The sequence below is a fragment of the Streptomyces sp. YIM S03343 genome, assembly GCF_054729195.1.
The window spans coordinates 715,901-739,714 of sequence record NZ_JBPUKX010000002.1 but is presented as its reverse complement, the minus strand read 5'-3'; the positions used below and the strand labels follow the sequence as shown (position 1 = coordinate 739,714).

23 protein-coding genes are annotated in these 23,814 nt (G+C 73.3%); 11 read left to right on the top strand and 12 right to left on the bottom strand.

Annotated elements, in window-relative coordinates:
• Positions 1–5 precede the first annotated feature (5 nt).
• The gene (locus ACSYGN_RS39050; protein WP_460405209.1) at positions 6–1,490 is read right to left on the bottom strand and encodes a streptophobe family protein; all 1,485 of its coding nucleotides are present in this window, start codon (positions 1,488–1,490) and stop codon (positions 6–8) included.
• A gap of 199 nt (positions 1,491–1,689) precedes the next feature.
• On the opposite strand from ACSYGN_RS39050, the gene ACSYGN_RS39045 reads away from it, so the two are divergent.
• Positions 1,690–2,142, top strand: a complete 453-nt coding sequence (locus tag ACSYGN_RS39045) for an ATP-binding protein (protein WP_460405208.1) — start codon at positions 1,690–1,692, stop codon at positions 2,140–2,142.
• A 59-nt stretch (positions 2,143–2,201) separates the two neighbouring features.
• Here the strand turns inward: ACSYGN_RS39045 and ACSYGN_RS39040 are convergent, their stop codons facing one another.
• The gene (locus ACSYGN_RS39040) at positions 2,202–3,104 is read right to left on the bottom strand and encodes a SigB/SigF/SigG family RNA polymerase sigma factor (protein ID WP_460405206.1); all 903 of its coding nucleotides are present in this window, start codon (positions 3,102–3,104) and stop codon (positions 2,202–2,204) included.
• Between the two features lie 597 nt (positions 3,105–3,701).
• On the opposite strand from ACSYGN_RS39040, the gene ACSYGN_RS39035 reads away from it, so the two are divergent.
• A complete protein-coding gene (locus ACSYGN_RS39035; protein WP_460405203.1) occupies positions 3,702–4,127 on the top strand; it encodes a helix-turn-helix domain-containing protein in 426 nt (141 codons plus the stop codon).
• Positions 4,128–4,207: 80 nt separating this feature from the next.
• Here the strand turns inward: ACSYGN_RS39035 and ACSYGN_RS39030 are convergent, their stop codons facing one another.
• Together ACSYGN_RS39030 and ACSYGN_RS39025 are read right to left on the bottom strand one after the other, a co-directional pair.
• Positions 4,208–4,810 carry a ClpP family protease gene (locus tag ACSYGN_RS39030; protein WP_460405201.1) on the bottom strand — a complete coding sequence of 201 codons (603 nt, stop codon included), beginning with the start codon at positions 4,808–4,810 and terminating at the stop codon, positions 4,208–4,210.
• 2 nt (positions 4,811–4,812) lie between these two features.
• Positions 4,813–5,463: an ATP-dependent Clp protease proteolytic subunit gene (locus tag ACSYGN_RS39025; RefSeq protein WP_460405199.1), complete on the bottom strand. Its 651-nt coding sequence runs from the start codon at positions 5,461–5,463 to the stop codon at positions 4,813–4,815.
• A gap of 318 nt (positions 5,464–5,781) precedes the next feature.
• On the opposite strand from ACSYGN_RS39025, the gene ACSYGN_RS39020 reads away from it, so the two are divergent.
• The gene (locus ACSYGN_RS39020) at positions 5,782–6,264 is read left to right on the top strand and encodes a VOC family protein (RefSeq protein ID WP_460405197.1); all 483 of its coding nucleotides are present in this window, start codon (positions 5,782–5,784) and stop codon (positions 6,262–6,264) included.
• Between the two features lie 139 nt (positions 6,265–6,403).
• Positions 6,404–9,019, top strand: coding sequence for a LuxR C-terminal-related transcriptional regulator (locus tag ACSYGN_RS39015; RefSeq protein ID WP_460405195.1), 2,616 nt, complete (start codon positions 6,404–6,406; stop codon positions 9,017–9,019).
• Between the two features lie 118 nt (positions 9,020–9,137).
• Here the strand turns inward: ACSYGN_RS39015 and ACSYGN_RS39010 are convergent, their stop codons facing one another.
• The 3 genes from ACSYGN_RS39010 to ACSYGN_RS39000 all read right to left on the bottom strand — a co-directional run bounded on the left by ACSYGN_RS39010 (position 9,138) and on the right by ACSYGN_RS39000 (position 10,925).
• On the bottom strand, positions 9,138–9,335 hold the full coding sequence (locus tag ACSYGN_RS39010; protein WP_460405193.1) for a hypothetical protein: 198 nt from the start codon (positions 9,333–9,335) through the stop codon (positions 9,138–9,140).
• A gap of 118 nt (positions 9,336–9,453) precedes the next feature.
• On the bottom strand, positions 9,454–9,579 hold the full coding sequence (locus ACSYGN_RS39005) for a hypothetical protein (RefSeq protein ID WP_460405191.1): 126 nt from the start codon (positions 9,577–9,579) through the stop codon (positions 9,454–9,456).
• Positions 9,580–9,917: 338 nt separating this feature from the next.
• On the bottom strand, positions 9,918–10,925 hold the full coding sequence (locus tag ACSYGN_RS39000; RefSeq protein ID WP_460405794.1) for a zinc-binding alcohol dehydrogenase family protein: 1,008 nt from the start codon (positions 10,923–10,925) through the stop codon (positions 9,918–9,920).
• A 280-nt stretch (positions 10,926–11,205) separates the two neighbouring features.
• On the opposite strand from ACSYGN_RS39000, the gene ACSYGN_RS38995 reads away from it, so the two are divergent.
• The 7 genes from ACSYGN_RS38995 (at position 11,206) to ACSYGN_RS38965 (ending at position 18,171) form a co-directional block, all read left to right on the top strand.
• The gene (locus tag ACSYGN_RS38995; protein ID WP_460405189.1) at positions 11,206–12,003 is read left to right on the top strand and encodes a VOC family protein; all 798 of its coding nucleotides are present in this window, start codon (positions 11,206–11,208) and stop codon (positions 12,001–12,003) included.
• A gap of 47 nt (positions 12,004–12,050) precedes the next feature.
• Positions 12,051–12,773, top strand: a complete 723-nt coding sequence (locus tag ACSYGN_RS38990) for a ribonuclease H family protein (protein ID WP_460405187.1) — start codon at positions 12,051–12,053, stop codon at positions 12,771–12,773.
• Positions 12,774–13,025: 252 nt separating this feature from the next.
• On the top strand, positions 13,026–14,243 hold the full coding sequence (locus ACSYGN_RS38985) for an FAD-dependent monooxygenase (RefSeq protein WP_460405185.1): 1,218 nt from the start codon (positions 13,026–13,028) through the stop codon (positions 14,241–14,243).
• A gap of 158 nt (positions 14,244–14,401) precedes the next feature.
• On the top strand, positions 14,402–15,901 hold the full coding sequence (locus ACSYGN_RS38980) for an MFS transporter (protein WP_460405183.1): 1,500 nt from the start codon (positions 14,402–14,404) through the stop codon (positions 15,899–15,901).
• Positions 15,898–16,578, top strand: coding sequence for a TetR/AcrR family transcriptional regulator (locus tag ACSYGN_RS38975; RefSeq protein WP_460405181.1), 681 nt, complete (start codon positions 15,898–15,900; stop codon positions 16,576–16,578). Before ACSYGN_RS38980 ends, ACSYGN_RS38975 begins: the two co-directional genes overlap by 4 nt.
• A gap of 40 nt (positions 16,579–16,618) precedes the next feature.
• Positions 16,619–17,602, top strand: a complete 984-nt coding sequence (locus tag ACSYGN_RS38970) for an aldo/keto reductase (protein WP_460405179.1) — start codon at positions 16,619–16,621, stop codon at positions 17,600–17,602.
• A 71-nt stretch (positions 17,603–17,673) separates the two neighbouring features.
• Entirely contained in the window at positions 17,674–18,171 is a 498-nt protein-coding gene (locus ACSYGN_RS38965; protein ID WP_460405177.1) for a DUF6328 family protein, read from the top strand.
• Between the two features lie 230 nt (positions 18,172–18,401).
• Here ACSYGN_RS38965 and ACSYGN_RS38960 read toward each other — a convergent pair whose 3' ends face one another.
• The 5 genes from ACSYGN_RS38960 to ACSYGN_RS38940 all read right to left on the bottom strand — a co-directional run bounded on the left by ACSYGN_RS38960 (position 18,402) and on the right by ACSYGN_RS38940 (position 23,810).
• The gene (locus ACSYGN_RS38960) at positions 18,402–19,073 is read right to left on the bottom strand and encodes a DUF2238 domain-containing protein (protein WP_460405175.1); all 672 of its coding nucleotides are present in this window, start codon (positions 19,071–19,073) and stop codon (positions 18,402–18,404) included.
• A gap of 125 nt (positions 19,074–19,198) precedes the next feature.
• Positions 19,199–19,624, bottom strand: a complete 426-nt coding sequence (locus tag ACSYGN_RS38955) for an SsgA family sporulation/cell division regulator (protein WP_460405173.1) — start codon at positions 19,622–19,624, stop codon at positions 19,199–19,201.
• A 134-nt stretch (positions 19,625–19,758) separates the two neighbouring features.
• Positions 19,759–21,447 carry a serine/threonine-protein kinase gene (locus ACSYGN_RS38950; RefSeq protein ID WP_460405171.1) on the bottom strand — a complete coding sequence of 563 codons (1,689 nt, stop codon included), beginning with the start codon at positions 21,445–21,447 and terminating at the stop codon, positions 19,759–19,761.
• A 273-nt stretch (positions 21,448–21,720) separates the two neighbouring features.
• Positions 21,721–22,398 (bottom strand): AIM24 family protein, encoded by a 678-nt coding sequence (locus ACSYGN_RS38945; protein ID WP_460405169.1) that lies wholly within the window; start codon positions 22,396–22,398, stop codon positions 21,721–21,723.
• 59 nt (positions 22,399–22,457) lie between these two features.
• Positions 22,458–23,810 (bottom strand): CAP domain-containing protein, encoded by a 1,353-nt coding sequence (locus ACSYGN_RS38940; RefSeq protein WP_460405167.1) that lies wholly within the window; start codon positions 23,808–23,810, stop codon positions 22,458–22,460.
• Positions 23,811–23,814 lie beyond the last annotated feature (4 nt).

Here is a 23,814-nt window from a genome sequence, read left to right as displayed (position 1 = left end):
CGGTCCTACCCGGGTTCCGTCCCGCCTCGGTGGCGTGTCGGGCGGGTCAGGAGGCTGCCCAGGAAACCGCAGGCCAGGCCCCAGAGGAGGGCCAGGGCGAGGGCCTGCCACAGGGCCGGTATCAGGTAGACGGTGCCGGACAGGCCGCCGCCCAGGTCGCCGATGCCGAGCAGGGACAGGCCGTAGTGGGCGTCCAGACGGCCGGTCAGACAGATCATCAGCACCGTCGCCGCGAGCGCGACGCCCATGCGCACCGCGTGCTGCCAGGCCCGTGTCCGGGCGGGGGAGCGGACCGCCATCAGGAACGCCACCGCGAGCAGCAGCACCGCCGCCACGACCGTCAGCCACCACACCCGGCCGTCGTGCTCGGAGAGCGTGCGCAGGTTCAGCGTGGAGACCTCCTCGGTGCGCAGCACCTCGTCGAGCAGATGCGGCATCGGCAGCCCGAACGGCCCGTCCACCCTGCCGTGCCAGGTGACACCGAGACCCAGCGTGAGGGCCGGCCACACCAGGTTCGGCAGGCCGAGCAGCAGCACCGCCACCGTCTCCGCCACATGGCCGCGGGTGGCCGCCACCACCAGACCGGTAACGACCCCGAGAGCGACGTAGACGAGCAGCAGCACGACCATCGCGTACGCCGCCGGACGCACGGACGTCTGGAAGCGCAGCAGCCGGGCCGGCAGCGGCGCCCCGCTCGACACCAGCAGCGCCAGTACCAGCACCCCGGCCAGCCACAGCAGCCCGAACAGCACCGTCGGCCCCACGTCCGTGGTGAAGCCGACCTCGGGCGAGATGCCCAGGAAGTCACCGATGTCGCCTAGTGTGCCGTTGCCGACATCGACGGCGAAGGTCTGGCGGGCCCCCAGAGCGAGGCCGATCAGCGCCGCCAGCCACAGCACCGCCAGCCGCGCCGCCCACCCGGCCAGTGCCGCGACAGGCAACGTTCGCCCCGTCGCGACGCCCGGCACGCTCCCCCAAGCTCTTCGAGCAGGGGGGACCCCCGCTCGCCGCACCGGCCGAAGACCCAAGTACGTCCGGTCCGTCGACGGGGCCCTCCGGCCGGCACGCCGAGAGCACGCACCGGACGCCGCTCCTTCACGGGCGAACGTTGCCTGCCACGGCACTGGCTCCCCGGCCCCGGTGACCGCCCGGTGCCGCAGCGGGCGCAGAAAGCCTGCGCCGATCACCAGCGCGCCCGTCAGCGTCACAGACAGCGGCATCACGGTCAGCCCCGCGTGCGTCTCGGCCAGGGGACCCGCGTTCCCCGACAGCCGTACCGTGCCGCCCACCGCGGTCACCACCGTCGCCGCGACGACGCGGGGGAAGGCGACGTCCGGCAGCTCCGCCGCACCCGCCGCCCACAGCCCGGCCGACGCGACCAGCACCATGGCGGCCAGCCCGGTCAGCACCGCGGCCAGCGCCTGCGGCCAGCCCTGCCGGGCCCGGACGGCCTCGGCGTGGTCGACAAAGGAGGGCGACGGCTGGCTCACCTTGTCACGCTAAGCAGGGCAGAGGGGGCACGCCCGCCGGGAGGGCCGTCCGCGCCGTCCGTGCGAGCCGCACCGCCTTCGCGCGTCACCTCGTCGGCGTCGGGACTGCGGCGCGCCGCTTGGGGTACGAGCACTCCTGGGGTAAGAGTGCCGGAGCGGCGGTGAGCCGCCTCCGGACCGGTTTCCGAGAGAGACACGCATGACCGAACACCTGGACGGCGCAGTGATACCGACTGGTTTCGACGTGCCCGTGGAACCACTCCTGCGGGCCGCGCACTACACCGGTGAACCCGGTTGCATAGCCGAGGCGCGCGCGTTCGCCGCGCGCTTCGTCGACCAGCTCAGGACCGAATGGTGCGCCGACATCGGCGACCGGGCCCTCGGCGAGCTGCTGCTGGTGGTCAGCGAACTCGTCACCAACGCGGACCGGCACAGCAACGGCCCGTACATCCTGGAGCTGGAGGGCACGGACAGCGCGGTCTCGGTGTCGGTCTACGACAGCAGTGTCGCCCTGCCCCGGCGCTTCCCGCGCGACCCGGAGCGCATCGGGCGGCACGGCCTGGAGGTCGTCCATGCCCTGGCCGCCGATGTACACGTCGAACGCGTCCCGGTGGGCAAGCGCGTCTCCGCCCTGATCCCGCTCGGCCACTGACGAGCCGAGCCGCCCCCGATCGGGCCGGACAGGCCCTGTACGACCGGGCCGGACAGGCCCTACGCGCAGCCCAGTTCGCCCAGCATTCCCTGTCGCAGCCGGGTGATGATCCGCTTGATCAGGCGTGAGACATGCATCTGCGAGCAGCCGAGCCGCTCCCCGATCTCCGCCTGCGTGGCTTCCTCGACGAACCGCATGTGCAGGATCTGCCGGTCGCGCTCGCTGAGGCCGGCCATCAGCGGGGCCAGCGAGTGGAAGTCCTCCACCAGTCCCATCCGCTCCTCCTCGACCCCGATGAAGTCGGCGAGCACCGCCTCGCCCTCCTCGGCGCCCTCGCCGGTGAGCGCGGCGTCCAGCGACGCGGAGTTGTAGCCGTTGGCGGCCAGCTGGGCCTCCACCACCTCGTCCTCGGAGACGCTCATCAGCGTGGCGAGCTCGGCGACCGCGGGGTCGCGGTCCAGCCTGCTGGACAGTTCCTCCCGCGCCCTGGCCAGCTCCACCCGCAGTTCCTGGAGGCGCCGCGGTACATGCACCGCCCAGGTGGTGTCCCGGAAGAACCGCTTCATCTCACCGACGATGTACGGCAGCGCGAACGACGTGAACTCCACCTCGCGCGAGATCTCGAACCGGTCGATGGCCTTGATCAGGCCGATCATCCCGGTCTGGACGACATCCTCCATGTCGTCCCCGCGGCTGCGGAAACGGCCCGCGGCGAAACGCACCAGCGACATGTTCATCTCGATGAGCGTGTTGCGGGCGTACTGGTACTCCGGCGTGCCCTCCTCCAGCTCGGTGAGCCGCCGGAAGAACTGGCGCGACAGTGCCCGCGCGTCACGCGGCGCAACGGTCCGCGGCCGGGGCACACCCGGCAGCGCCGTGTCGCGCGTCGTCGTCCGGTCCGTCGTCGCCTCGTACGTCCTGGCCGCTGTGGCGGCGGTGGCACTGGCGCTGGCGGTATCCATCTGCCTCTCCCACGAAGATCGCCTACGACGTCGTCCGCCTCTTGGGCTCTGCGTCCCTGGTCCTTGGTCGTGTGAAGGTGCCGTGGTGTGGCGGTTACCCGGTCCGCGGCCGCCTATGCCTGCCGGGTCCGGGCAATGCGCCGGTGCGCGTGTCGACGCGCATCCTGTGCGGTCCCGGCCTCGCCGGACGGACCGCACGTCCTTTCCGGCCAGTCTACGGCTGTCGGCCCGCGGCGGCCTGTGCCGGGGTCCGGGCCGGCGGCAGGGCGAGCCGACACGTGCCGGGGCCGATCTCCAGAACGCGCTCCCCCGCCCCAGCCGCGGGCAGTCGTGCCGCTGCGGGGGTCCCCCTGCTCGAAAAGCTTGGGAGAGGCACGGGTGGGCGCGGGCGGCAACCCGTAAGCGCCGGGCTGCGCACCCACCCCCGGCCCACCGCAACACCGGCCGCCCGGATCGATGCCGGTCGCCCGGGCCGGTTCGTCGACCAGGGGGAGCGGACAGCGGGCCGAGCGGACGGGGCGGGGTGACTCGTCCGATTCTCCTGAGGGCGGAACGCCGATCCCTTCCACCCCGGCGCCGGAATCCTAGGCTGGGAAGGTGACCCAGCAGCAGCCCGACGAAGCCCGAGTCATCCCCCTCCGTCCCCTCGCCCCGCGGGCAGCCCGGGACCCCGTGGTACCGGCCGCCGCACCGGTCGCACCGGTCGTACCGGCCCCCCGGGAACCCCTGTGGCGTGACCTCGTGGGCGAGGTGCTGCGGCGTCAGCGCCACGCACAGGAGCGGACGTTGAAGGATGTCGCGGAGGCGGCCAGGATCTCCGTGCCGTATCTCTCGGAGATCGAGCGCGGCCGCAAGGAGGCGTCCTCGGAGGTCCTCGCGGCCGCCGCCCAGGCGCTCGGACTCGGTCTCGGCGATCTGCTGACGCTGGCCCGCGGGGAGCTGACGCGGACCGTGGCACGCCGGTCCGCACCAGGCCGCCGCCCGTCGGCGTCGTCGCACGACGGGCTGTGCCTCGCCGCCTGACGGGCTGACGGCCCACAACCCGACGCCGCCCCCCTGCGACCCCCCTGACCGGCGCCTCAGCCCCCCCACGAGGCGCCGGCTCAGCCCCCCACGAGCCGCCGGCTCAGCACCTCGTCGGCCAGGCCGTAGGCCACCGCCTCCTCGGCGGTGAACACCTTGTCGCGGTCCATGTCCGCGCGCAGCGTGGCGATGTCGTGGTGCGTGTGACGGGCCAGCACCTCCTCCACCTGGGCGCGGACGCGCACCATCTCCCTGGCCCGCAGGGCGAGATCGGACACCGTGCCCTGGCTGCCGCCCGAGGCGGGCTGGCCGAGCAGCACCCGCGCGTGCTCCAGCACGAACCGCCGCCCGGGATCGCCGCCCGCCAGCAGCACGGCCGCCGTGGACGCGGCCTGGCCCACGCAGAACGTGGCGATCGGCGCCTGGACGAAGGTCATCGTGTCGTAGATCGCCATCAGCGAAGTGAACGAGCCGCCGGGGGAGTTGATGTAGATCGCGATCTCCCGCTCCGGCGCCGACGACTCCAGATGGAGCAGTTGGGCGATGACGACATTGGCGACGCCGTCGTCGATCTCGGTGCCGAGGAAGACGATGCGCTCGGAGAGCAGCCGGCTGAAGACGTCGTAGGACCGCTCGCCCTGCGGGGTCCGCTCGACGACGTTCGGAATCGTGTAGGTCCCCATGGTCACAGCCCCATCCGTCGCTTCATGGCGGCCGGGCGGACCTCGGCGAACGACTCGGCGACCCGGTCCACGATCCCGTACTCCCGCGCCTGTTCGGCCGTGAACCAGCGGTCGCGGTCGCCGTCCCGGGAGATGGTCTCCGGCGACTGGCCGGTGTGCTCCGCCGTGATCCGCTCGATGGTCCGCTTGGTGAACTCGTGGTTCTCCGCCTGGATCTCGATGTCCGCGGTGGTGCCGCCGATGCCCGCCGACGGCTGGTGCATCATGATCCGCGCGTTCGGCAGCGCGTACCGCTTGCCCGCCGCGCCGACGCTGAGCAGGAACTGGCCCATGCTGGCCGCGAAACCCATGGCGAGCGTGGCCACGTCGTTGGGGATCAGCCGCATCGTGTCGTAGACGGCGAGGCCCGCGTGCACCGAGCCGCCCGGGCTGTTGACGAACAGGGCGATGTCGGTGTGCGGGTCCTCCGCCGAAAGGATCAGCAACTGGGCGCAGACCCGGTTGGCGGAGACCTCGTCGACCTGTGTGCCGAGCAGGACGATGCGCTGCGCGAGCAGTTGGGCGGCCAGGTGGTCGTCGAAGGGCGTGGAAGGGGTGTCGCCCTCCTGGGCGATCGGGGTGAGCCGCGGGGCAAGCGCGGTGAGCGGGGCCATGGGTACTCCTCGTCGTGGACGGGACGTCGTCGTGGACGGGACGTCGTATCGACGTATCGACGCACCCACTCTTGACCGGACCAGGCCCCCGCAGACCGTTTCTCTGCCGGTGGCAGATTCGCCATGGGCAGAGCGGGCTCCGGGCTCCGGGCTCCGGGTTCGGGGCTACGGCGGTCGGAGGCCTCCGGGCTCGGCCGTCCGATGTGGTCCGGGCGGGCCGATCGGGGGTTTGTGGCCTGCGGCCGATGAGTTCCGCGGCGCACGGCGGTCAATACGGGTGATGTGTCCCACGACATGTTCGCCATCCGGGAGGTACGCATGACCACCGACGGTTTCACCACCTGCCTCTGGTTCGACGGCCAGGCAGAGGAGGCCGCCCAGTTCTACGTCTCGGTCTTCAAGAACTCCAGTGTCGGGCGGATCGGCCACTACACCGAGGCCGGACCCGGCCCGGCGGGCTCGGTGCTCGCCGTGGAGTTCACGGCCAACGGCCAGAAGTTCGTCGCCCTGAACGGGGGCCCGCAGTTCACGTTCGACGAGGCGATCTCCTTCCAGCTCTACTGCGACGACCAGGAGGAGGTCGACCACTACTGGGCCCGCCTCACCGAGAACGGCGGCGAGCCCGGCCCCTGCGGCTGGCTCAAGGACAAGTACGGCGTGTCCTGGCAGATCATCCCCGACGGGCTGATCGAGATGGTGTCCGACCCGGACCCGGAGAAGGCCGCCCGCGCCACCCGGGCCATGCTCTCCATGGGCAAGCTCGACATCGTCGCACTGCGCAAGGCCCACGCCGGCGAGTGAAGGGCCGGAGGGGGTCCCGGTGGCGGGCCCGGGGGAGCCGGGTGAGGATCAAGGAGTGGGTACAGCCACGGATCCCCCTCCAGGGGCCTTGACACCCAGCGGTGATCCCCTCCTGGCCGCGCGGTTCAGTCTGCCTGTCGTGCCCCGCACCTTTGTACGGCGGGCCCGGCTGACCGAGCGGCTCACCCAGGGCGTTCGGGGCCCGCTGACGCTGATCGCCGGTGCTGCCGGAGCGGGCAAGACGATGCTGGCCGCCGACTGGGCGAGGACGGCGGACGCGCCGCGCCGCACCGCGTGGCTCACCGTCGAGGCCGAGGACAACGCCCCGGGAGTCTTCTGGACCTACGTCCTTGCCGCCCTGCGCCGCCACGGCCTCGACGGACCCGACGGATCCGGCGGCCCCGACGACATCGGTTCTCCGGCCCGCCCCGGCGAGGTGGACCACTCGCTGCTCGCCCGGCTGGCCGCCCGACTCGGCAGCGCCGCCGAGCCCGTGGTGCTGGTGCTCGACGAGTTCGACCGGGTCGCCGCCTGCGCCGAACTCGCGGACGAGCTGCAGTTCGTGCTGCGTCACTCCGGTGGCGGACTGCGCCTGGTGATCGTCAGCCGCAGCGAACCCCTGCTGCCGCTGCACCGCTACAGAGCCGCGGGCGAGGTCACCGACATCCGCGGCGCCGACCTCGCCTTCCGCCCCGAGGAGGCCGCCGCCCTGCTCGACCGGCACGGTATGCCCCTGTCCGACACGGCCGTCCGCGCCCTGACCGAGCGCACCGGCGGCTGGGCAGCCGGACTGCGGCTGTGCATCCTGGCCGCCCAGCGGGCCGCGGACCCGGAGACCTTCCTGAAGGACTTCGAGGCGGGCCGCAGCACCCTCGCCGACTATCTCCTCGCCGAGGTCCTCGAAGCCCAGCCCCGCGCCACCCAGGACCTGCTGCTGCGGTGCAGCGTCCTCGACCGCATCCACCCCGACGTCGCCAATGCCCTCACCGGCCGTGACGACGCCGAGACGGTGCTCGCCGGGCTCCAGCGCGCCAACGCCTTCGTCGACGCCACCGGACACTCCTGGTACCGGCTCCACCCGCTGTTCGCCGAGATCCTCCGCGTCCATCTGCGCGTCCGCGAACCCGGCCGCGAGCCCGGACTGCACCGTACGGCCGCCCGCCGGCTCGCCGACGCCGGACTGCTCGCCGAGGCCCTGCCGCACGCTGCCGACGCCGGTGACTGGGAACTCGCCGCCGGCCTCCTCGTCGAGGACCTCGGCATCGGACGCCTGCTGACCGGACTCGACGCCGAACGGCTCGACACCCTGTTCGCCCGGATGCCCTCCGACGTGCCCGGACCCGCCGCCGGCCTGGTGCGCGCCGCCCGAGACCTGGTCCGCCACGACGCCGACCGCGGCCTCGCCCACCTCTACCGTGCCGCCGCCGCACTGCACCACGAGAACGCCTCCGACGCGCTGCGGCTGAGCTGCGCCCTGATGCGCGTGCTCGCCGCCCGCACCACCGGCGCCGCCGATCTTGCCGAGACCGCCGCCCTGGAGGCCGAGGCGGCCCGCCGTGCGCTGCCCGCCGAACGGCTCGCCCGACATCCGGAACTGCCCGTGCTGATCCTCGGCGACCTGGGCTCCGCCCAGCTCTGGGCCGGACGCCTCGACTCCGCGCGGGCGACCCTGACGGCCGCCGCCGGGGCGGACGGCGGGCCGGCGACCGCGTCCCTGCGGCAGGACTGCCTCGGCCGGCTGGCGCTCATCGATGTGCTGCACGGCCGCCCCGGACCCGCCCGGACCCACGCCCGCCAGGCGGTCGCCGAGGCGGAACGTGCCGGGCTGCCGCCCGACGCCCGCGCCCCGGTGGCCCGGCTGGTGCTGGCCGCCGTGGCGACCGACTGCGACGAACTCGCCGAGGCGCACCGCCATCTCGACCAGGCCGCCGCCTGCGCCTCCGCCACCGCACCGCACGACCCCGTCGTGACGGCCGTACTGGCCCTGCAGCGCGCCCGGCTGCGGCTCGCCCAGGGCGACCCCGCGGCCGCCCTCGTGGAGCTGGACGGCCTGGAGAAGCCGTCCACGGCCCTCGAACCCTCGCCCTGGGTGCACGAGCGGGCAGCCGTCACGGCGTGCGCCGCGCATCTCGCGGCGGGCCGCCCGGAGGCCGCGCTGCGCGTCTTCGAGGAGCGGCCCGCCGACAGCACGTCGAGCCGGGCCGCCGAGGCCCGCGCCCGGCTGGCCGACGGCTCGCCCCGGGCCGCGCTCGACCTGCTCGACCAGATCCCGGCGAACGGCGGGGAGGGACCCGCGATCGCCGTACGGGTGCTGCTGACCCGCGCCGCAGCCGCCGACGCCCTCGGCGACACCGCCGCGGCCCAGCGGCTCGTCTCCCGCGCCCTGCGGCTTGCCCGCCCCGACCGGCTGCGCCGTCCCGTCCTGGAGGCCGGTCCCTGGCTGCGGCGGCTGCTGCGCGCAGCGCCGCATCTGGCACACGGGCACACCTGGCTGCCCGCCTCCGTCGCCGCCCACCACACGACGGACACCGCAGCGGACGCCGAGGCGGCGCCTTTCGTGGTCGAACCGCTCAGCGAACGCGAGCGGGAGGTCCTCCAGCGCCTCGCCCAGTTGCTGTCGACGGAGGAAATCGCCGCCGATCTCTATCTGTCGGTCAACACCGTCAAGACCCACCTCAAGAGCGTCTACCGCAAACTGGGCGCCACCCGCCGCGGCGAGGCCGTGCGCCGGGCCAGGGAATTGCGCCTGCTGTGATTCCGGCCCGCCCCGCTCGGTCGGGCATCCGGCCCGCACTGCTCAGTCGGGCATCCGACCCGCCCCGCTCGGCCGGGCATCCGGCAGCGCCGCTCGGTCGGGCATCCGGCCCGCCCGCTCAGTCGGGCAGCCGGCGCATCTCCACCACATGCAGACCCAGTGACTGGCAGCGGAACAGCAGACCGTACAGCTGGGCCTCGTCGGTCACCGGGCCGAACAGCACCGTCTGATGCGGCACCACGAAGCTCTCCAGCTCCGGAAAGGCCTTGGTCATCGTCTCCGACAGCTGTCCGTCCACACGGATCTCGTATTGCATGCCGACGCCTCTCCCGCTTCGGTACGGAATCCGGCCCCCGGTCGCAGGCCCGCCGGGACGCCCCGGCGGGGAGCGGCCCCGACCCGTCCCACGCTGCCCCACCTTGCGGGCCCCGGGATCACCCGGTGCGGGTGGCCCGGACGGGGTGGTGCGGGTCGGCCGCGCCGTGCACCGCGAGAAGCACCGGCGCCGGGGCGAGGACCTTTTCCCGCCGTGGGATGACGGGGACGACGGCGGGTGTCACGTCTTTGGCCCTCTCGGGTGTCCGCAGCCCCATTCCCGCCGCGCACCGGGGCGGCGGCACGCCGAGAGAGCCCTACGGGCGGATCCGGCACCCCCGCCGGATGGGCCCGTCCCCCGTGGGATCGGTGCCGGAGCCCCCGTTCAGCCGGTACCGACGTTCTCCTCAGCGTCCCTCCGCGGCCCGGCCCGCGTCTTCACCCCGGGCGGGTGACAGCGGGGAGCGGTGGGGCGGCTGTGGCGGACCGCCGGTCGGGAGAAGGAAGCCGTTCAGCCGGTCGGTCGGGAGAAGGAAGCCCCAAGCTGTTCAGCCGGTCCGATCGGGAGAAGTCGTTCAGCCGGTCAGGAGAAGTCGTTCACCAGGACGGCGGCGCCGTCGAAACGGCCCGCCTTGAGGTCCCTCAGGGCCTGTGCGGCGCGGGAGAGAGGATAGGTGTGCGTGGTGGCGTGCACTCCGTGGCGGGCCGCGAGGGCAAGGAACTCGCGTGCGTCCTCCCGGGTGTTGGAGGTGACGCTGCGCACCTCCTTCTCGTAGAACAGCTCCGTCTCGTAGTGCAGCGGCGGTGTGTCGCTCAGGTGGATCCCGGCGATCGCGAGGATCCCGCCGCGGTCCAGTGCCCGCAGGGCGACCGGGACGAGGTCACCGACCGGGGCGAACAGGATCGCGCCGTCCAGCGGCTCGGGCGGCGGCTCGTAGGCGTCGCGGGCCGAGGCCGCGCCCAGCTCCAGCGCCAGGCGCCGGGCGTCCGCGCCGCGGGTGAGCACATGCACGGTGGCGCCCTCGGCGAGCGCCACCTGGGCGCACAGATGGGCGCTGCCGCCGAAGCCGTACAGCCCGAGGCGCCCGCCGGGCGGCAGCGCGGTGCGGCGCAGGGCGCGGTGACCGATGATGCCGGCGCACAGCAGCGGCGCCAGGGCCACGTCGTCGAGGCCGGCCGGGAGACGGTGGGCGAAGTCCGCCGGGACGGTGGTGTACTCGGCGTAGCCGCCGTCGGCGTCCCAGCCGGTGTAACGGGAGGCGGGGCACAGATTCTCTGCGCCGCGTCGGCAGTAGGCGCAGGTGCCGTCGGTGTGCCGCAGCCAGGCCACGCCCACCCGGTCGCCGACCGCGAAGCCGGTCACCGCGGCACCGGTGGCGGCGACCGTGCCGACCACCTCGTGGCCGGGCGTCACCCCCGGCCGGTGCACCGGCAGATCGCCCTCTGTGACATGCAGATCGGTGCGGCACACCCCGCAGGCCCGCACATGCACCAGCAGTTCGCCGTCCTCCGGCACCGGGACCGGCTTCTCCACAAGCCGCAGCGGGTCGTTCTCGACCGGCCCCGGCTCGGACACCGCCCACGCCCGCATCACGGCCGTCGCTGCCGTCCCTGCCTTCGGCGCGTTGCCCGCCGCGTGCTGTCCGGCCGTCGGTGCCGTCTGTGCCTTCCGCGCCCTGCCCGCCGCGTCCCGTCCGCCCGTCGTACCCGTGCCCGCCGTGTCCGGCATCCCGTACCCCGTCCGCCGCAGCCGCCGTCCCCACTCCGTCTCCAGTCTCCCCCGCATCCGGTGTCGGCGTTCACCGCGCGGGCCCGGCGGCGGATGGCTAGCGTGAGGAACGGACCACCGTCGAGCCGGAAGGGCCGCAGCCATGGCGGTACAACCAGAGGGAACCCCCTGTTGGGCCGATGCGATGTTCACCGACGTCGAGGGCGCGAAGCGCTTCTACGGCGACGTCCTGGGCTGGACCTTCGGCGAGGCGTCGTCGGAGTACGGCAACTACACCCAGGCCTATGTGGACGGCAAGGCGGTAGCGGCCGTCGTACCGCCCATGCCGGGCCAGGAGGGCGAGTCGCAGTGGTGCCTGTACTTCGCGACCGCCGACGCCGCCACGACTGCCGCGGGGATCAGGGCGAACGGCGGTGAGGTGCTGATGGAGCCGATGCAGGTGGGCGACTTCGGCACGATGTGCCTGGCCCGCGACCCCGGCGGTGTCGTCTTCGGCCTCTGGCAGGCCGGCGTCCACGAGGGCTTCGAGGCCGTCGGTGTGCCCGGCGCCTATGCCTGGGCCGAGATCTACACCCGTGAGCCGGGGAAGTCGGACACCTTCTTCCCCGCCGTGTTCTCCTACCGCGCCAAGCAGATCCAGGACGACAACGTCGACTTCCGGGTCTTCGACGTCGGCGGTGACGCCATCCTGGGCCGGATGGCCATGACCGAGGAGTTCCCCGCCGAGGTGCCGCCCTACATCAACGTCTACTTCAATGTGCCCGACGTCGACGAGGCCGTCGCCAAGGCGACCAAGCTGGGCGGGACGGTCAAGTTCGGGCCGATGGACAGCCCGTTCGGCAGGTTCGCCGCGCTCGCCGACCCGCAGGGCGCCAACTTCTCGGTGATCGACGTCCACACCACGCAGGGTGAGATGCCGCAGATCACCGAAGTGCCCTGAACCACGGCAGGCTCCGACCGGCGGACAGCGCCCCGCCGCACCGTGGCATGATCGGGTCCATGCGTGAACGACTGGTGGCCGCGTGCGACGGGGCTTCGAAGGGAAACCCGGGACCCGCGGCCTGGGCCTGGGTGGTGGCCGACGACTCACAGGCCCCGGACCGCTGGGAGGCGGGGCCGCTGGGCACGGCGACCAACAATGTGGCCGAGCTGACCGCCCTGGAACGGCTGCTGGCCTCGACCGACCCCGAAGTGCCGCTCGAGATCCGCATGGACTCGCAGTACGCGATGAAGGCCGTCACCACCTGGCTGCCCGGCTGGAAGCGCAACGGCTGGCGCACCGCCGCGGGCAAGCCGGTCGCCAACCAGGAACTCGTGGTCCGCATCGACGAGTTGCTCGCGGGCCGCTCGGTCGACTTCCGCTACGTACCCGCGCACCAGGCCGACGGCGACCCGCTCAACGACTTCGCCGACCGCGCCGCCAGCCAGGCCGCCGGTGTCCAGAAGGCGGCGGGCAGCGGCATGGGCTCGCCCGAACCGCCGGCATCCCCGGACACCCCGGCAACCGGGGCGCCGCGCCGCAAGTCGACCGGTGGGCGCAAGAGCGGCGGTGGTTCGTCGGCGCGTTCCGGCGGATCCTCTGCCCGCACCATCAAGGCGAAGTTCCCCGGCCGTTGTGTGTGCGGGCGCTCCTACGCCGCGGGCGAGCCCATCGCCAAGAACGCCCAGGGCTGGGGCCACCCGGAGTGCCGTACGGCCGCGGCCGACTGATCGGCTGGTCCGCCCGCCCGCCCGCCCGCCCGCCCGCCCGCCTGACCGGCTGGTCCGCCCGCCCGCCCGCCCGCCTGACCGGCTGGTCCGCCCGCCCGCCTGACCGGCTGGTCCGCCCGCCCGCCTGACCGGCCGGTCCCCCGTCCGCGCGCGCTTCGGGCTGCCCTTCGAGCCGCCCGCATCCTGCTACCCTTCGGGGTCGTCCGGACGCTTTGAGTGATGTCCTGACTGTCGTCCTGAGTGATAGCAGGGGTGTGTGTGAAGGTCGTCTGCGTCGGTGGCGGGCCCGCCGGCCTGTATCTGTCCATCCTGCTCAAACGGCAGGACCCTGCCCACGACATCACCGTCCACGAACGCGACCCGGAGGGCTCGACCTACGGCTGGGGCGTCACCTACTGGCGCGGCCTGCTCGACCGGCTCCTGGAACACGACCCCGAATCGGCCCGCGCGATCGAACAGAACTCGGTGTCCTGGACCGAAGGCGTCGCCCGTGTAAAGGGGATGACGATCCGTCAGCCGGGCGACGAGGGCTTCGGCATCGGCCGTCACCGGCTGCTGGAAGTGCTCGCCGCACGAGCCCGTTCCCTCGGCGTACGGCTGGAGTTCGAGCACGAGATCACTCCAAGAAGCCTGCCCGCCGCCGATCTCGTGGTGGCCGCCGACGGGGTGCACAGCGCTCTGCGCTCCGAGCACGCCGGTCACTTCGGGGCCGAGCTGAACGAAGGCCGCAACCGCTACCTCTGGCTCGGCACCACCAAGGTCCTCGACACCTTCACCTTCGCGTTCGTGGCGAGCGGACACGGCTGGATCTGGTGCTACGGCTACCCGTGCAGCGCGCGCCGCAGCACCCTGGTGATCGAATGCGCCCCCGACACCTGGCGCGGCCTCGGCCTCGACCGCGCCGACGAGGCCGGGAGCCTCGCGCTGCTGGAGCGGCTCTTCGCCGACGTCCTCGACGGCCACCCCCTCCTCGGCCGCGCCGACGGTGACGGCGCCGCCCAGTGGCTCACCTTCCGTACCCTCACCAACCGCACCTGGCACCGCGACGGCATGGTCCTGCTCGGCGATGCCGCCCACACCACCCACTACTCGATCGGCGCGGGCACCACCCTCGCCCTGAAGGACTCGATCGCCCTCGCCCGGGCCCTCGGCGAGCACACCGCGCTCCCGCAGGCCCTCGCCGCCTACGAGCGGGAGCGCAGGGCCGCGCTGCTGCCCGTTCAGAGCGCCGCCCGGCACAGTGCGCAGTGGTACGAGAACCTGCCGCGCTACATCGACCTGCCCCCGCACCGTATGTTCGCGCTGCTCGGCCAGCGCCACTCACCCCTGCTGCCGTACGTCCCGCCGCAGCTCTACTACGGCGTCGACCGGGCCGTCGGCCGACTGGCGACCCTGCGCCGGCTCAAGCGGTGGCTCGGCCCGAAGGTGGCCCGGACCGTGCAGGCACGCGCCTCGGCGGGCGGACGGTAGCGGGGACGGGCCTCGGCGAACGGACGTCGGCAAGGGACGTGCCTCGGCGGGCGGCCGGCACCAGGGGTGGCCGGACTTGGGTGAATGGCTATTCACCGATAAGGTGAATTCATATTCACCCACTTTCCTGCCTGTCCTGCCAGCGTGACGGAGTGCCGATGGACCAGCCTGCCCCGATATCCGCCGCCCCGAAGCCCGACCCGGCCGGCACCCGCCCCAGGAGCCGGCTGACGGTCCCGGTGCTGGCGTTCGGCGGGATCCTCATGGCCGTCATGCAGACCGTCGTCGTACCGCTGCTGCCCGACCTGCCCCGGCTCACCGGAGCCTCACCGGGCACGGTCTCCTGGACGGTCACCGCGACCCTGCTGTCCGGGGCGGTCCTCACCCCGGTGCTCGGCCGGGCCGGCGACATGTACGGCAAGCGGCGGGTGCTCACCGGCGCCCTCGCCCTGATGACCGTCGGCTCGGTGATGTGCGCCCTGTCCTCCGACATCGGCGTGCTCATCGCGGCCCGTGCGCTCCAGGGCGCCGCCGCCTCCGTCGTACCGCTGTCGATCAGCATCCTGCGCGACGAACTGCCGCCCGAGCGGCGCGGCTCGGCCGTCGCCCTGATGAGCTCCACCGTCGGCATCGGCGCCGCCCTCGGTCTGCCGCTCGCCGCGACGGTCGTGCAGTACGCCGACTGGCACACCATGTTCTGGCTGACCAGCGCCCTTGGCGCGGTGGGCGTCAGCGCCGTGTGGCTCGCCGTCGACGAGTCACCGGTGCGCGAGCCCGGCCGCTTCGACGTGCTCGGTGCGCTCGGACTGGCCGTCGGGCTGACCTGTCTGCTGCTCGGGGTGTCCCAGGGCGGCCAGTGGGGCTGGGGCAGCTCCCGGGTCCTCGGCCTCTTCCTCGCCGCGGCCGTCGTCTTCGGCCTGTGGTGGTGGCAGCAGCTGCGCAGCCGCAGCCCGCTGGTCGACCTGCGCCTCGTCACCCGGCCCCGGGTGGGCCTCTCCCATGTGGCCGCCCTGCTCACAGGGTTCGCCTTCTACGCCAACTCCCTGGTGACCGCCCAACTGGTGCAGGCCCCGGAAGCCACCGGCTACGGGCTGGGCCTGTCCATCGTCGCCACCGGTCTGTGCCTGCTGCCCGGCGGCATCACCATGCTGCTGTTCTCCCCGATGTCGGCCCGTATCTCGGCGTCCCGCGGCCCGCGCATCACCCTCGCCCTGGGCGCCACCGTCATCGCCTGCGGCTACGCCCTGCGCATCGCCGACAGCCGCGACCTGTGGATGATCATCGTCGGCGCCACGGTCGTCGCGACCGGCACCACCCTTGCCTACTCCGCGCTTCCCACCCTCATTCTCCGCGCCGTACCCGCCGGTCAGACCGCGTCCGCCAACGGCGTCAACGTGCTCATGCGCACCATCGGCCAGGCCACCTCCAGCGCCGCCGTGGCTGCCGTCCTCGTCCACCACAGCGCCCCGCTCGGCAGTGCCGTGCTGCCCACGCTGCACGGCTATCTGCTCGCCTTCGCGATGGCGGGCGCCGTCGCCCTCGCCGCCTGCGCCGCCGCCCTGACCATCCCCGGCGACCCCGGCCCCGGCGGCGAGCGGCGCGTCCGCGCCCGCAGCACGGGGGTCCGCGACGAGGAGGGGGCGCTGGAGGGAGCATGAGTGGCGTGAGCACCGCACCCCGCACGCCCGTGTCCCGTACGGCGTCCGCCGACACCGCGCCCCGCGCATCCGCGCCCGGGCCCGGGCCCGGTGATCCGGACACCGCGCCCCCGCCCGCCCCGCATGCCCCGGCACGCCGGGACGCCGAGGCGACCAAGACCGCCATCCTCCGCGCCGCCCGCCATCTGCTGGCCCGGCATCCGCACGCCGACATCACCCTCAAGGCCGTCGCCGAGCGCGCCGGGGTCAGCCCGCCGCTGATCCTGAAGTACTTCGGCAACAAGGACACCCTGTTCGCCCGCGTGATGTCCTTCGAGACCGACGCCGCCGACCTGCTCGACGCGCCGCCCGCCGAACTCGGCCGCCACATGGTGCGGCATGTGCTGGTCAGCCAGCGCGAACGCGGCACCGATCCCCTCCTGCGGATCGTGTTCGCACCGCTGCACGGCGAGCACGGCGATGTGCTGCGCGCCAACTTCCGCGCCCAGGTGACCGAATGCCTCGCCGACCGCCTCACCGGACCCGACGCCGCGCTGCGCGCGGAACTGGCCGTCGGCAGCCTGGTCGGGCTCGGCGTGATGTACGGCGTCGCCCGCGGCGAACGGCTGCGTGCGAGCGCGGTCGACGACATCGTGAACCGTTACGGTCCCGTCGTACAGGCTCTGTTGACTCCGTAGACGGTTCGGCACCGGCCGGGCCGGGTGACAGACTGACGCCATGGACGAGCGCGAATTCGACAGGTCGGGCCAGCACGCCTCCGTGGTGGGCCTCGGCACATGGCAGCTCGGCGCCGACTGGGGGGACGTCGAGGAGAAGGACGCCCTGGCGGTGCTGGAGGCGGCGGCCGAGTCGGGGGTGACGTTCTTCGACACCGCCGATGTCTACGGCGACGGGCGCAGCGAGCAGACCATCGCCGCCTTCCTGCGCGGCAGGCCCGATCCGGACGTGTTCGTGGCCACCAAGATGGGCCGCCGCGCGGAGCAGCTCCCGGAGAACTACGTCCTCGACAACTTCCGCGCCTGGAACGACCGTTCGCGCCGCAACCTCGGCGTCGAGCGCATCGACCTGGTGCAACTGCACTGCCCGCCCACGCCCGTCTACTCCTCCGACGAGGTCTACGACGCCCTCGACACCCTGGTCGAGGAGGGCCGTGTCGCGCGCTACGGCGTCAGCGTGGAGACCTGCGCCGAGGCGCTCACCGCGATCGCCCGGCCGGGTGTGACCAGCGTGCAGATCATCCTCAATCCGTTCCGTATGAAGCCCCTCGCCGAGGTGCTCCCGGCGGCCCGTGCGGCGGGGGTCGCGATCATCGCGCGCGTGCCGCTGGCCTCGGGACTGCTGTCCGGCCGGTACACCAGGGACACCGTCTTCGCGGCGAACGACCACCGCACCTACAACCGGCACGGCGAGGCCTTCGACCAGGGCGAGACCTTCTCGGGCGTCGACTACGCGACCGGCGTGGAGGCCGCCGCCGAGTTCGCGGCGCTCGCCCCCGACGGATACACCCCGGCCCAGCTCGCCCTGCGCTGGATCATCGGCCTGCCCGGTGTCACCACCGTCATCCCCGGCGCCCGTACACCGGAGCAGGCCCGTGCCAACGCGGCGGCCGCCGAACTGCCCGAGCTGTCCGCCGAGACGCTCACCGCGATCCGCGACCTCTACGACCGCCGGATCAAGGAGCAGGTCGAGAACCGCTGGTAGAACCGCCGGTACATCCGGTACGCCGGGTTCCTCATGGTTTAGGAGCCCGGCGGGGCGGTAACCCGCTCCCCATGGCCCAGTCGGAGACCCCGCGCACCGGGCGCGACGAGACGCTGGAGGAGCGGGCCGACCGGATGTGGGTGGAGCTCATCCAGGAGATCCGTGTCGCCCAGACCGGTGTGCAGATCCTGTTCGGCTTCCTGCTGACCGTGGTCTTCACCCAGCGGTACCCCGAGCTGGGACGGACGGACCATGCCATCTATCTGGTGACCGTCCTGCTCGGCGCGTCCGCGACCGGCGCCCTGATCGGCCCGGTGTCCCTGCACCGTATGGTCGCCGGACGCCGGGTGAAACCGGAGGCGGTGCGGCTGGCGGCCCGGATGACCATGGTCGGCCTGGTCCTGCTGCTCGCCACGATGGCCTCGTCGCTGCTGCTGATCCTGCGGGTGGCGACCGGCAGCAGCGCGTTCGCCTGGCTGGTCGCGCCCGTCGCCGCGTGGTACGTGCTGTGCTGGTTCGTCCTGCCGCTGTGGGCACGGCGCCACTCCGGCGGTGACGGGGGCCGTTAGGGCGTGTTTCGAAAGTAGCGCCGGCCGCCCGAAGGGCGGGCCCTGCGGCGTCTGGTGTGTGCGATCGCAAGGCGGAGGGTCGCCCTCGTACTGGGCGTACGTGGGCGATCCCGACAACACAGCCGGGGGCACCCCCTGCTCGTCAGAGCTTGGGGGAGTGCGTGCCAGGCGTCGCAGGGCAGGCGGGACTTTCGAAACACGCCCTAGCTAGTGGTCCGCACCGCTCCCGGCTACCGCGACGCGGCCTCGAGTGCCGCCATCCGGCGGTCGTGGAGACGGCCGAGCAGCAGCACCGAGACGGTGGCCCCGATCAGCGCGCAGAACATGTCCCACTGGGTGTCCCACACATCGCCCTGCGTGGCGAGGAACGCGTCCGCACCGTGGCCGCCGATCACGGCCGCCGCCCACTCGAACAGCTCGAAGAGCGCGCTGAACGCCAGACACGCGCACACCGTGAGCGGCGCCAGCCAGCGGCTGCCGCGCAGCGGGGAGGTACGGCTGAGCACCTCCCGCACCAGCACCGCGGGCACGAAGCCCTGCATGAGATGGCCCAGCCGGTCGTACGGATTGCGGTCGAGGCCGAAGGTGTCCCGGATCCAGTCGCCGAGCGGCACCTGTGCGTAGGTGTAGTGGCCGCCCGTCGCCAGGACCAGGGCGTGCACGGCGAGCAGACAGCACAGCAGGTCGGTGAGCGGGAAACGCCGCCAGGCCAGCACGACCAGGGGCAGCCCGATCATCACCCACACGGTCTCCAGCACCCAGGTGACGCGGTCGCGTGGGGCCCAGCCCGACACGGTCATCCCGGCGACCACGATGCCGGCGAGCAGGACGGGCGGGACGCGCCAGGGGGTGGAGCGCGCGGGTGCGGACGGGGCCGGTGCCGACAGGGTCGGGGCGGACATGGGCGGACTCCTCGCCGTAGGACGCTCCTTGCCGCAGGAGCGTGACAGGAGCCCTTATCGTGGCGGCGGCGCCCGTACGGCGGCATGAGTACCGCTACTCATCCGCCCTGGGGGCCCGGGGTGCGTCAGACACGCCCCAGCACCTGCGCCAGGAAGTCGTCGACGCGGACCTCCTCGCCGCCCGGCGGCACCGCGTTGCGGGTCAGCCGCAGGAAGGCCGCCACGGCCGGTGCCCAGGCGAACACCACCGCGTGGCGGCGGCCGCCCTCGGGGTGGGCGTCACCGAGGAACTCCATGCGCAGTTCCTCCCACATACCGGTCGTCGACGGCTCGAAGCGCACATCTCCGATGCCGACGGGCCGCTGCAGACCCTCGGCGAGCATGTCCCGGTCGAGCCGCCAGCGCGCGAGGACCCGTCCGTCGTGGCTGAACACGGCGGTGACGGCGAACGGGTCGCCGGCGTCGTACGACAGATGGGCGAGCACGGGACAGCGTTCCGTGCCGTCCGCCTGGAGCTGCACCACCAGGGTGCTGTGGACGAGGGGATTCACGGGCGGGCCTCCGGGGTGAACAACGTGGTGCCCTCTGGTGTCCACGCCGAGCGGGACACGCTCAGCGCGGCGAGGGATTTCCTGTCGGGCGGGGAGACGGGTGACACGTGTCGGGCGGCGTCGGGGGCCGCACGTCAGCCGGGCGCCGGGCGGAACGTCGCCAGGAACGTCCGCAGCGCCAGCCGATCGGCAGCCGTCCGCTTGCCGTCGGCGGCCGGGGTCGTCCAGCGCAGCGAGAAGCCGTGTCCGCCGCCGAGCAGGAAGCCCCGGCCGAAGGTGCGGGTACGGTCCCGGCCCCGCCCTTCGAACCACTCGATGTCGGCGGCCCGGCGGCCCTGGTAGAGGGTGGCCCGGACGAGCCCGATCAGCCGGAAGCCGGTGAGCCGCCGCAGCCCCGGCAGGACGTCGTCCCGCCACACGGCGACGGGGTCCCGGCCGACGCGCTCGCTGTAGGTGACGGCCAGGGTGCGCGGGTCGTCGCTCGCGCCGAAGGTGACGCGGTAGGCGTGGTCGGCGGCACGGGTGGTGGCCAGGCGCCGCCAGCCGTCGGGGAGGGCCACGGAGAAGCCCTCCGGGGCGGAGTAGCGGTGGAATCCGGCGGGCAGCGCGCCCTGGGACGGCGCGGTGCGGGACGGAGCGGGGGAGGCGGAGGCGCTCGAGGACGGGGAGGCGGAGGGGGCGGGCGACGGTGACCTCGGTGAGCCGGACGTCCCGGACACTCCCGAGGCGCCGGACGAGCCGTCGGGGCCCGGGCCGCCGCCCGCGCTTCCGTCCGAGGGTGCGCCCGACGTGGCGGACGGCCGGGGTGCCGTGGCGGGTCCGTCGGAGGCGGTGGTGCTCAGGCCGGGGAGATGGTCGGTCGCGGCCAGCACCGCGACCGCGACGGTGACGGCCGCCAGCGCCGTACCCGCGGCCATGGCCCGCCCGCCCCACGGCCCGCGCCGCCGGACGGGCACCGCGCCGGACACCCGGTGCGTCCCCTCCGGGTCGGGGCCGCCGCCGGCGTCGTCGTCGCAGACACGGGAAAGGGCCTCACGGACCACCTGGCGGGTCAGCCGCTCCCCGGCGTCCTTGCGCAGCAGCCCCTGCACCGTCTGGGTGAGCGGTCCGGCGCGCACCGGGGCCCGCAGCGGAAGCCGGTCCACCGCCTTCAGCGTGGCCTCCGGCCGGCCCCGGTCCCGGAAGGGCGGGCGCCCCTCGACCATGGTGTAGAGGATCGCGCCGAGGGCCCACAGATCGGCGGTGGGGCCGATGCGCTCGTCGCGGGCCTGCTCGGGAGAGGCGTACGACGGTGCGGTCACCCGGGGCGCCATGGTCGCGCCCGCGAGGCCGAAGCCGGTGACCACGACCGGGCCCTCTTCGGGCACGAACACCTGGCCGGGGCTGAGTTCGCTGTGTGTGATGCCCTCGCCGTGCGCGGCCTGGAGCACATCGAGCAGCTCCAGCCCGATCCGCGCCGCCCGCCCGGGGCTCAGGGGGCCGTGCCGGGCGAGGAGTTCGCCGAGCGGGGTGCCGTCGATCCACTCGGTCACCGTCCACAGGGTGCCGTCGTCCTCGACGGCGTCGAGCACGACGGCGACCCGGCCGGGCCGCAGCACCCCCATGATCTCGTGTGTACGCAGCACATGGGTGGTGGTGCGCCGCGCGGTGTTCTGCCCCGAGCCGTCGGGCAGGGCGATCCGGGTCAGCAGGCGCGGACGCCCGGTCGCGGCGTCGTCGGCGTACCACACGACCCGGTTGGTCTCACGGTGCACCACCTCGAGGGGCAGGTATCTCCCGGCGACCAGTTCGCGTGCCGACACGTGCGCCTTGACCATGGTCATTCCCTCGCTGAGAACCCGCGCCCTACGCCTTTCCCGTAAGTACGGTGGGTGACAGGGGGGATGTTCAACGCGACCGGCATCGGGATCGCAAGGCCCGGCGCTCCGACCAGCGCTGACCGTTGGTCAACACAGCGCGGACCGCTCCGCCCGGGCCGCGACGCCCCCCGTCGTGGCGGTGACCGCCACCCCGAGCAGCGCTGACAGCCCGGGCTCGGCACGGTGGCCTCAGCGCTGCTGTGCCTCAGCGCTGCTGTGCCTCGGTGCTGCTGTGCCTCAGTGCTGCTGTGCCTTCTGCGGGGTCGCCTCGCTCGGCCGTACGACGACGAAGCCCTCGCCCTGGAGCATCAGCTGTACGGCCTCCCCCGAACCGCCGCGCAGCATGGACCCTATGGACTGCGAGCGGTGCAGCGAGGTCTGGAGATGCGCGGTCCAGCCGACCACGGCGTCCGTGTCGACGTACACCGGGTACTGCGGCGAGACCGGTATCACCAGCGGAGTGCCCTCGCACATCAGGCCCAGCTTGCCCTGACCGGTGAACACGCTGTTGAACAGGCCGCCGCCCGCGATGCCGGAGCCCTTCACCGTCTTGATCTGGTACGACAGAGACGCGTCGAAGCACAGCACGTTGCGGCCGTTGACGGTGAACTCGTCACCGGGGTCGACCTCGACGATGAAGCAGTTCTGCGCCTCGTGAGCGAACCACGCCTCGCCCTGCCCGCGCACCGCCATCAGCGGCAGCCCCTCGCCGGTGACCGCGCGCTTGAGCATGCCGCCCACGCCCTGGCCCTTGCGCTCGAACTGGAGATTCCCCCGGAAGGCGATCATGGCGCCCTGCCGGGCCACCATCTCGCCGTTCACCGCGTATCTGATGCACTTGGCGTTTTCGACGATCATGCCCGCCGCTTCGGCAGGCTGGACCATGTGCTGGCTGGAAAAGAGATCACCCTTCATGCGGGCATCCTGGCCCGGAGCGGGTGGTTCCGACAAGATCGGACGCGTGTTGCGCGCCGTCAGGCCCCGAAAAGCTGCGTCCAGTACATGCCTCTCCGGCCGCCGCCCATGAATCCGACGCCGATATGGGTGAATTCGCGCTTGAGGATGTTCGCCCGGTGGCCGGGGCTGTTCATCCAGTCCGTGACCACCTCGGCGGCGGAGCGCTGGCCGCAGGCTATGTTCTCGCCGATCGTACGGCGCCCGGACCCGGCCGCCGCGGCACGGTCCCAGGGCTGGGAGCCCTCGGGCGAGGTGTGCGCGTAGAAGTCACGGGCCACCATGTCCGCGCTGTGCCCCTGCGCCGCCGCCGTCAGCAGGGGGTCCTCGGCGAGCGGACGCAGCCCGGCCGCGGCACGCTCGGCGTTGGTGAGCCGTACGACATCGGCGGCGGTGCGGCGCAGGCCGTCCGGGGTGAGCGGCGCGGCCCACAGCGCCGTCCAGTACACGTCCCCTGAGCGGCCGTCGGGGGTGCGGGCGGCGCCGGTGTGGGTGAACGCGGGGTCGAGAAGGGTGCGGCGGGGCTGCTCGTCCTCCAGGAGATACGCCACGAACTCGGCCGATGTGCGCGGGCCGGAGACCAGATGCTCGCCGACGGTGAGATACGCGTAACCCGTCGCCGAGAGGCGCTGGTGCACCGAGGTGCCGTCCCGGCTCTCGGCACCGAGCCGCCCGGCGGCGGCCATCGCGGCGGCGTGCGCGCGGGCGGCGGAGGCGAGGCGGGCGTCGAGCGAGACCGGGGGAGAACCGGCCCGGGTGCGGGCGGAGTTGACGAGGGCGAGGAAGCCGTCGGGACCGGGGGCGGGCGTGTCATGGGTACGGGCGGTGGCCGGTGCGGGGACGGCGGCGGTGCGGTGCGGTGCGGGGAGGGTGGTTGTGCGGAGCGGTGCGGGGTCGTCGGTCACCCGGACCCCGAAGTCCCGTGCCAGACCGGCCAGTCCGTCCGCGTACCCCTGACCCAGCGCCCGCAGCTTCCAGCCGGGGCTCCGCCGGTACAGCTCCGCCAGCAGCAGCACCGTCTCGCGCTGCGGAGGAGGCGGGGCGAACCGGGCGACCCTCCTCCCCCCTGCGCCGGTGACGAGGAGGACCGGTGCGGGTAGCCGGTTGAGCTCGGTGCCGGGCTCCGCGGCGCTGACGACCACCGTGATCCGGGTGGCACCCGCCCGCAGCTGCGCCGGATCCACGGTCAGGGCGTCGCCGCGCAGCCGGGCGCCGGGTGCGGCGGGCTGGTTGTAGAACACGAAGTCGGCGTCACCGGCGACCTTGCCGCCGTCGTCGGTGACCAGCGCCGACACATCGAAGGGACCGGGCACCCGCAGCGTCAGCGGGCCGCCCGGGAGGGGCATATTGCCCCCGGGGACCAGCTCGCCCATGATG

Excerpts from the sequence above, each read along its gene's own strand:
- ACSYGN_RS39045 (WP_460405208.1), top strand. The coding sequence starts at position 1,690 with ATGACCGAACACCTGGACGGCGCAGTGATACCGACTGGTTTCGACGTG.
- ACSYGN_RS39040 (WP_460405206.1), bottom strand. The coding sequence starts at position 3,104 with ATGGATACCGCCAGCGCCAGTGCCACCGCCGCCACAGCGGCCAGGACG.
- ACSYGN_RS39030 (WP_460405201.1), bottom strand. The coding sequence starts at position 4,810 with ATGGGGACCTACACGATTCCGAACGTCGTCGAGCGGACCCCGCAGGGC.
- ACSYGN_RS39025 (WP_460405199.1), bottom strand. The coding sequence starts at position 5,463 with ATGGCCCCGCTCACCGCGCTTGCCCCGCGGCTCACCCCGATCGCCCAG.
- ACSYGN_RS39020 (WP_460405197.1), top strand. The coding sequence starts at position 5,782 with ATGACCACCGACGGTTTCACCACCTGCCTCTGGTTCGACGGCCAGGCA.
- ACSYGN_RS39010 (WP_460405193.1), bottom strand. The coding sequence starts at position 9,335 with ATGCAATACGAGATCCGTGTGGACGGACAGCTGTCGGAGACGATGACC.
- ACSYGN_RS39000 (WP_460405794.1), bottom strand. The coding sequence starts at position 10,925 with ATGCGGGCGTGGGCGGTGTCCGAGCCGGGGCCGGTCGAGAACGACCCG.
- ACSYGN_RS38995 (WP_460405189.1), top strand. The coding sequence starts at position 11,206 with ATGGCGGTACAACCAGAGGGAACCCCCTGTTGGGCCGATGCGATGTTC.
- ACSYGN_RS38990 (WP_460405187.1), top strand. The coding sequence starts at position 12,051 with ATGATCGGGTCCATGCGTGAACGACTGGTGGCCGCGTGCGACGGGGCT.
- ACSYGN_RS38980 (WP_460405183.1), top strand. The coding sequence starts at position 14,402 with ATGGACCAGCCTGCCCCGATATCCGCCGCCCCGAAGCCCGACCCGGCC.
- ACSYGN_RS38975 (WP_460405181.1), top strand. The coding sequence starts at position 15,898 with ATGAGTGGCGTGAGCACCGCACCCCGCACGCCCGTGTCCCGTACGGCG.
- ACSYGN_RS38970 (WP_460405179.1), top strand. The coding sequence starts at position 16,619 with ATGGACGAGCGCGAATTCGACAGGTCGGGCCAGCACGCCTCCGTGGTG.
- ACSYGN_RS38965 (WP_460405177.1), top strand. The coding sequence starts at position 17,674 with ATGGCCCAGTCGGAGACCCCGCGCACCGGGCGCGACGAGACGCTGGAG.
- ACSYGN_RS38960 (WP_460405175.1), bottom strand. The coding sequence starts at position 19,073 with ATGTCCGCCCCGACCCTGTCGGCACCGGCCCCGTCCGCACCCGCGCGC.
- ACSYGN_RS38950 (WP_460405171.1), bottom strand. The coding sequence starts at position 21,447 with ATGACCATGGTCAAGGCGCACGTGTCGGCACGCGAACTGGTCGCCGGG.
- ACSYGN_RS38945 (WP_460405169.1), bottom strand. The coding sequence starts at position 22,398 with ATGAAGGGTGATCTCTTTTCCAGCCAGCACATGGTCCAGCCTGCCGAA.
- ACSYGN_RS38940 (WP_460405167.1), bottom strand. The coding sequence starts at position 23,810 with ATGGGCGAGCTGGTCCCCGGGGGCAATATGCCCCTCCCGGGCGGCCCG.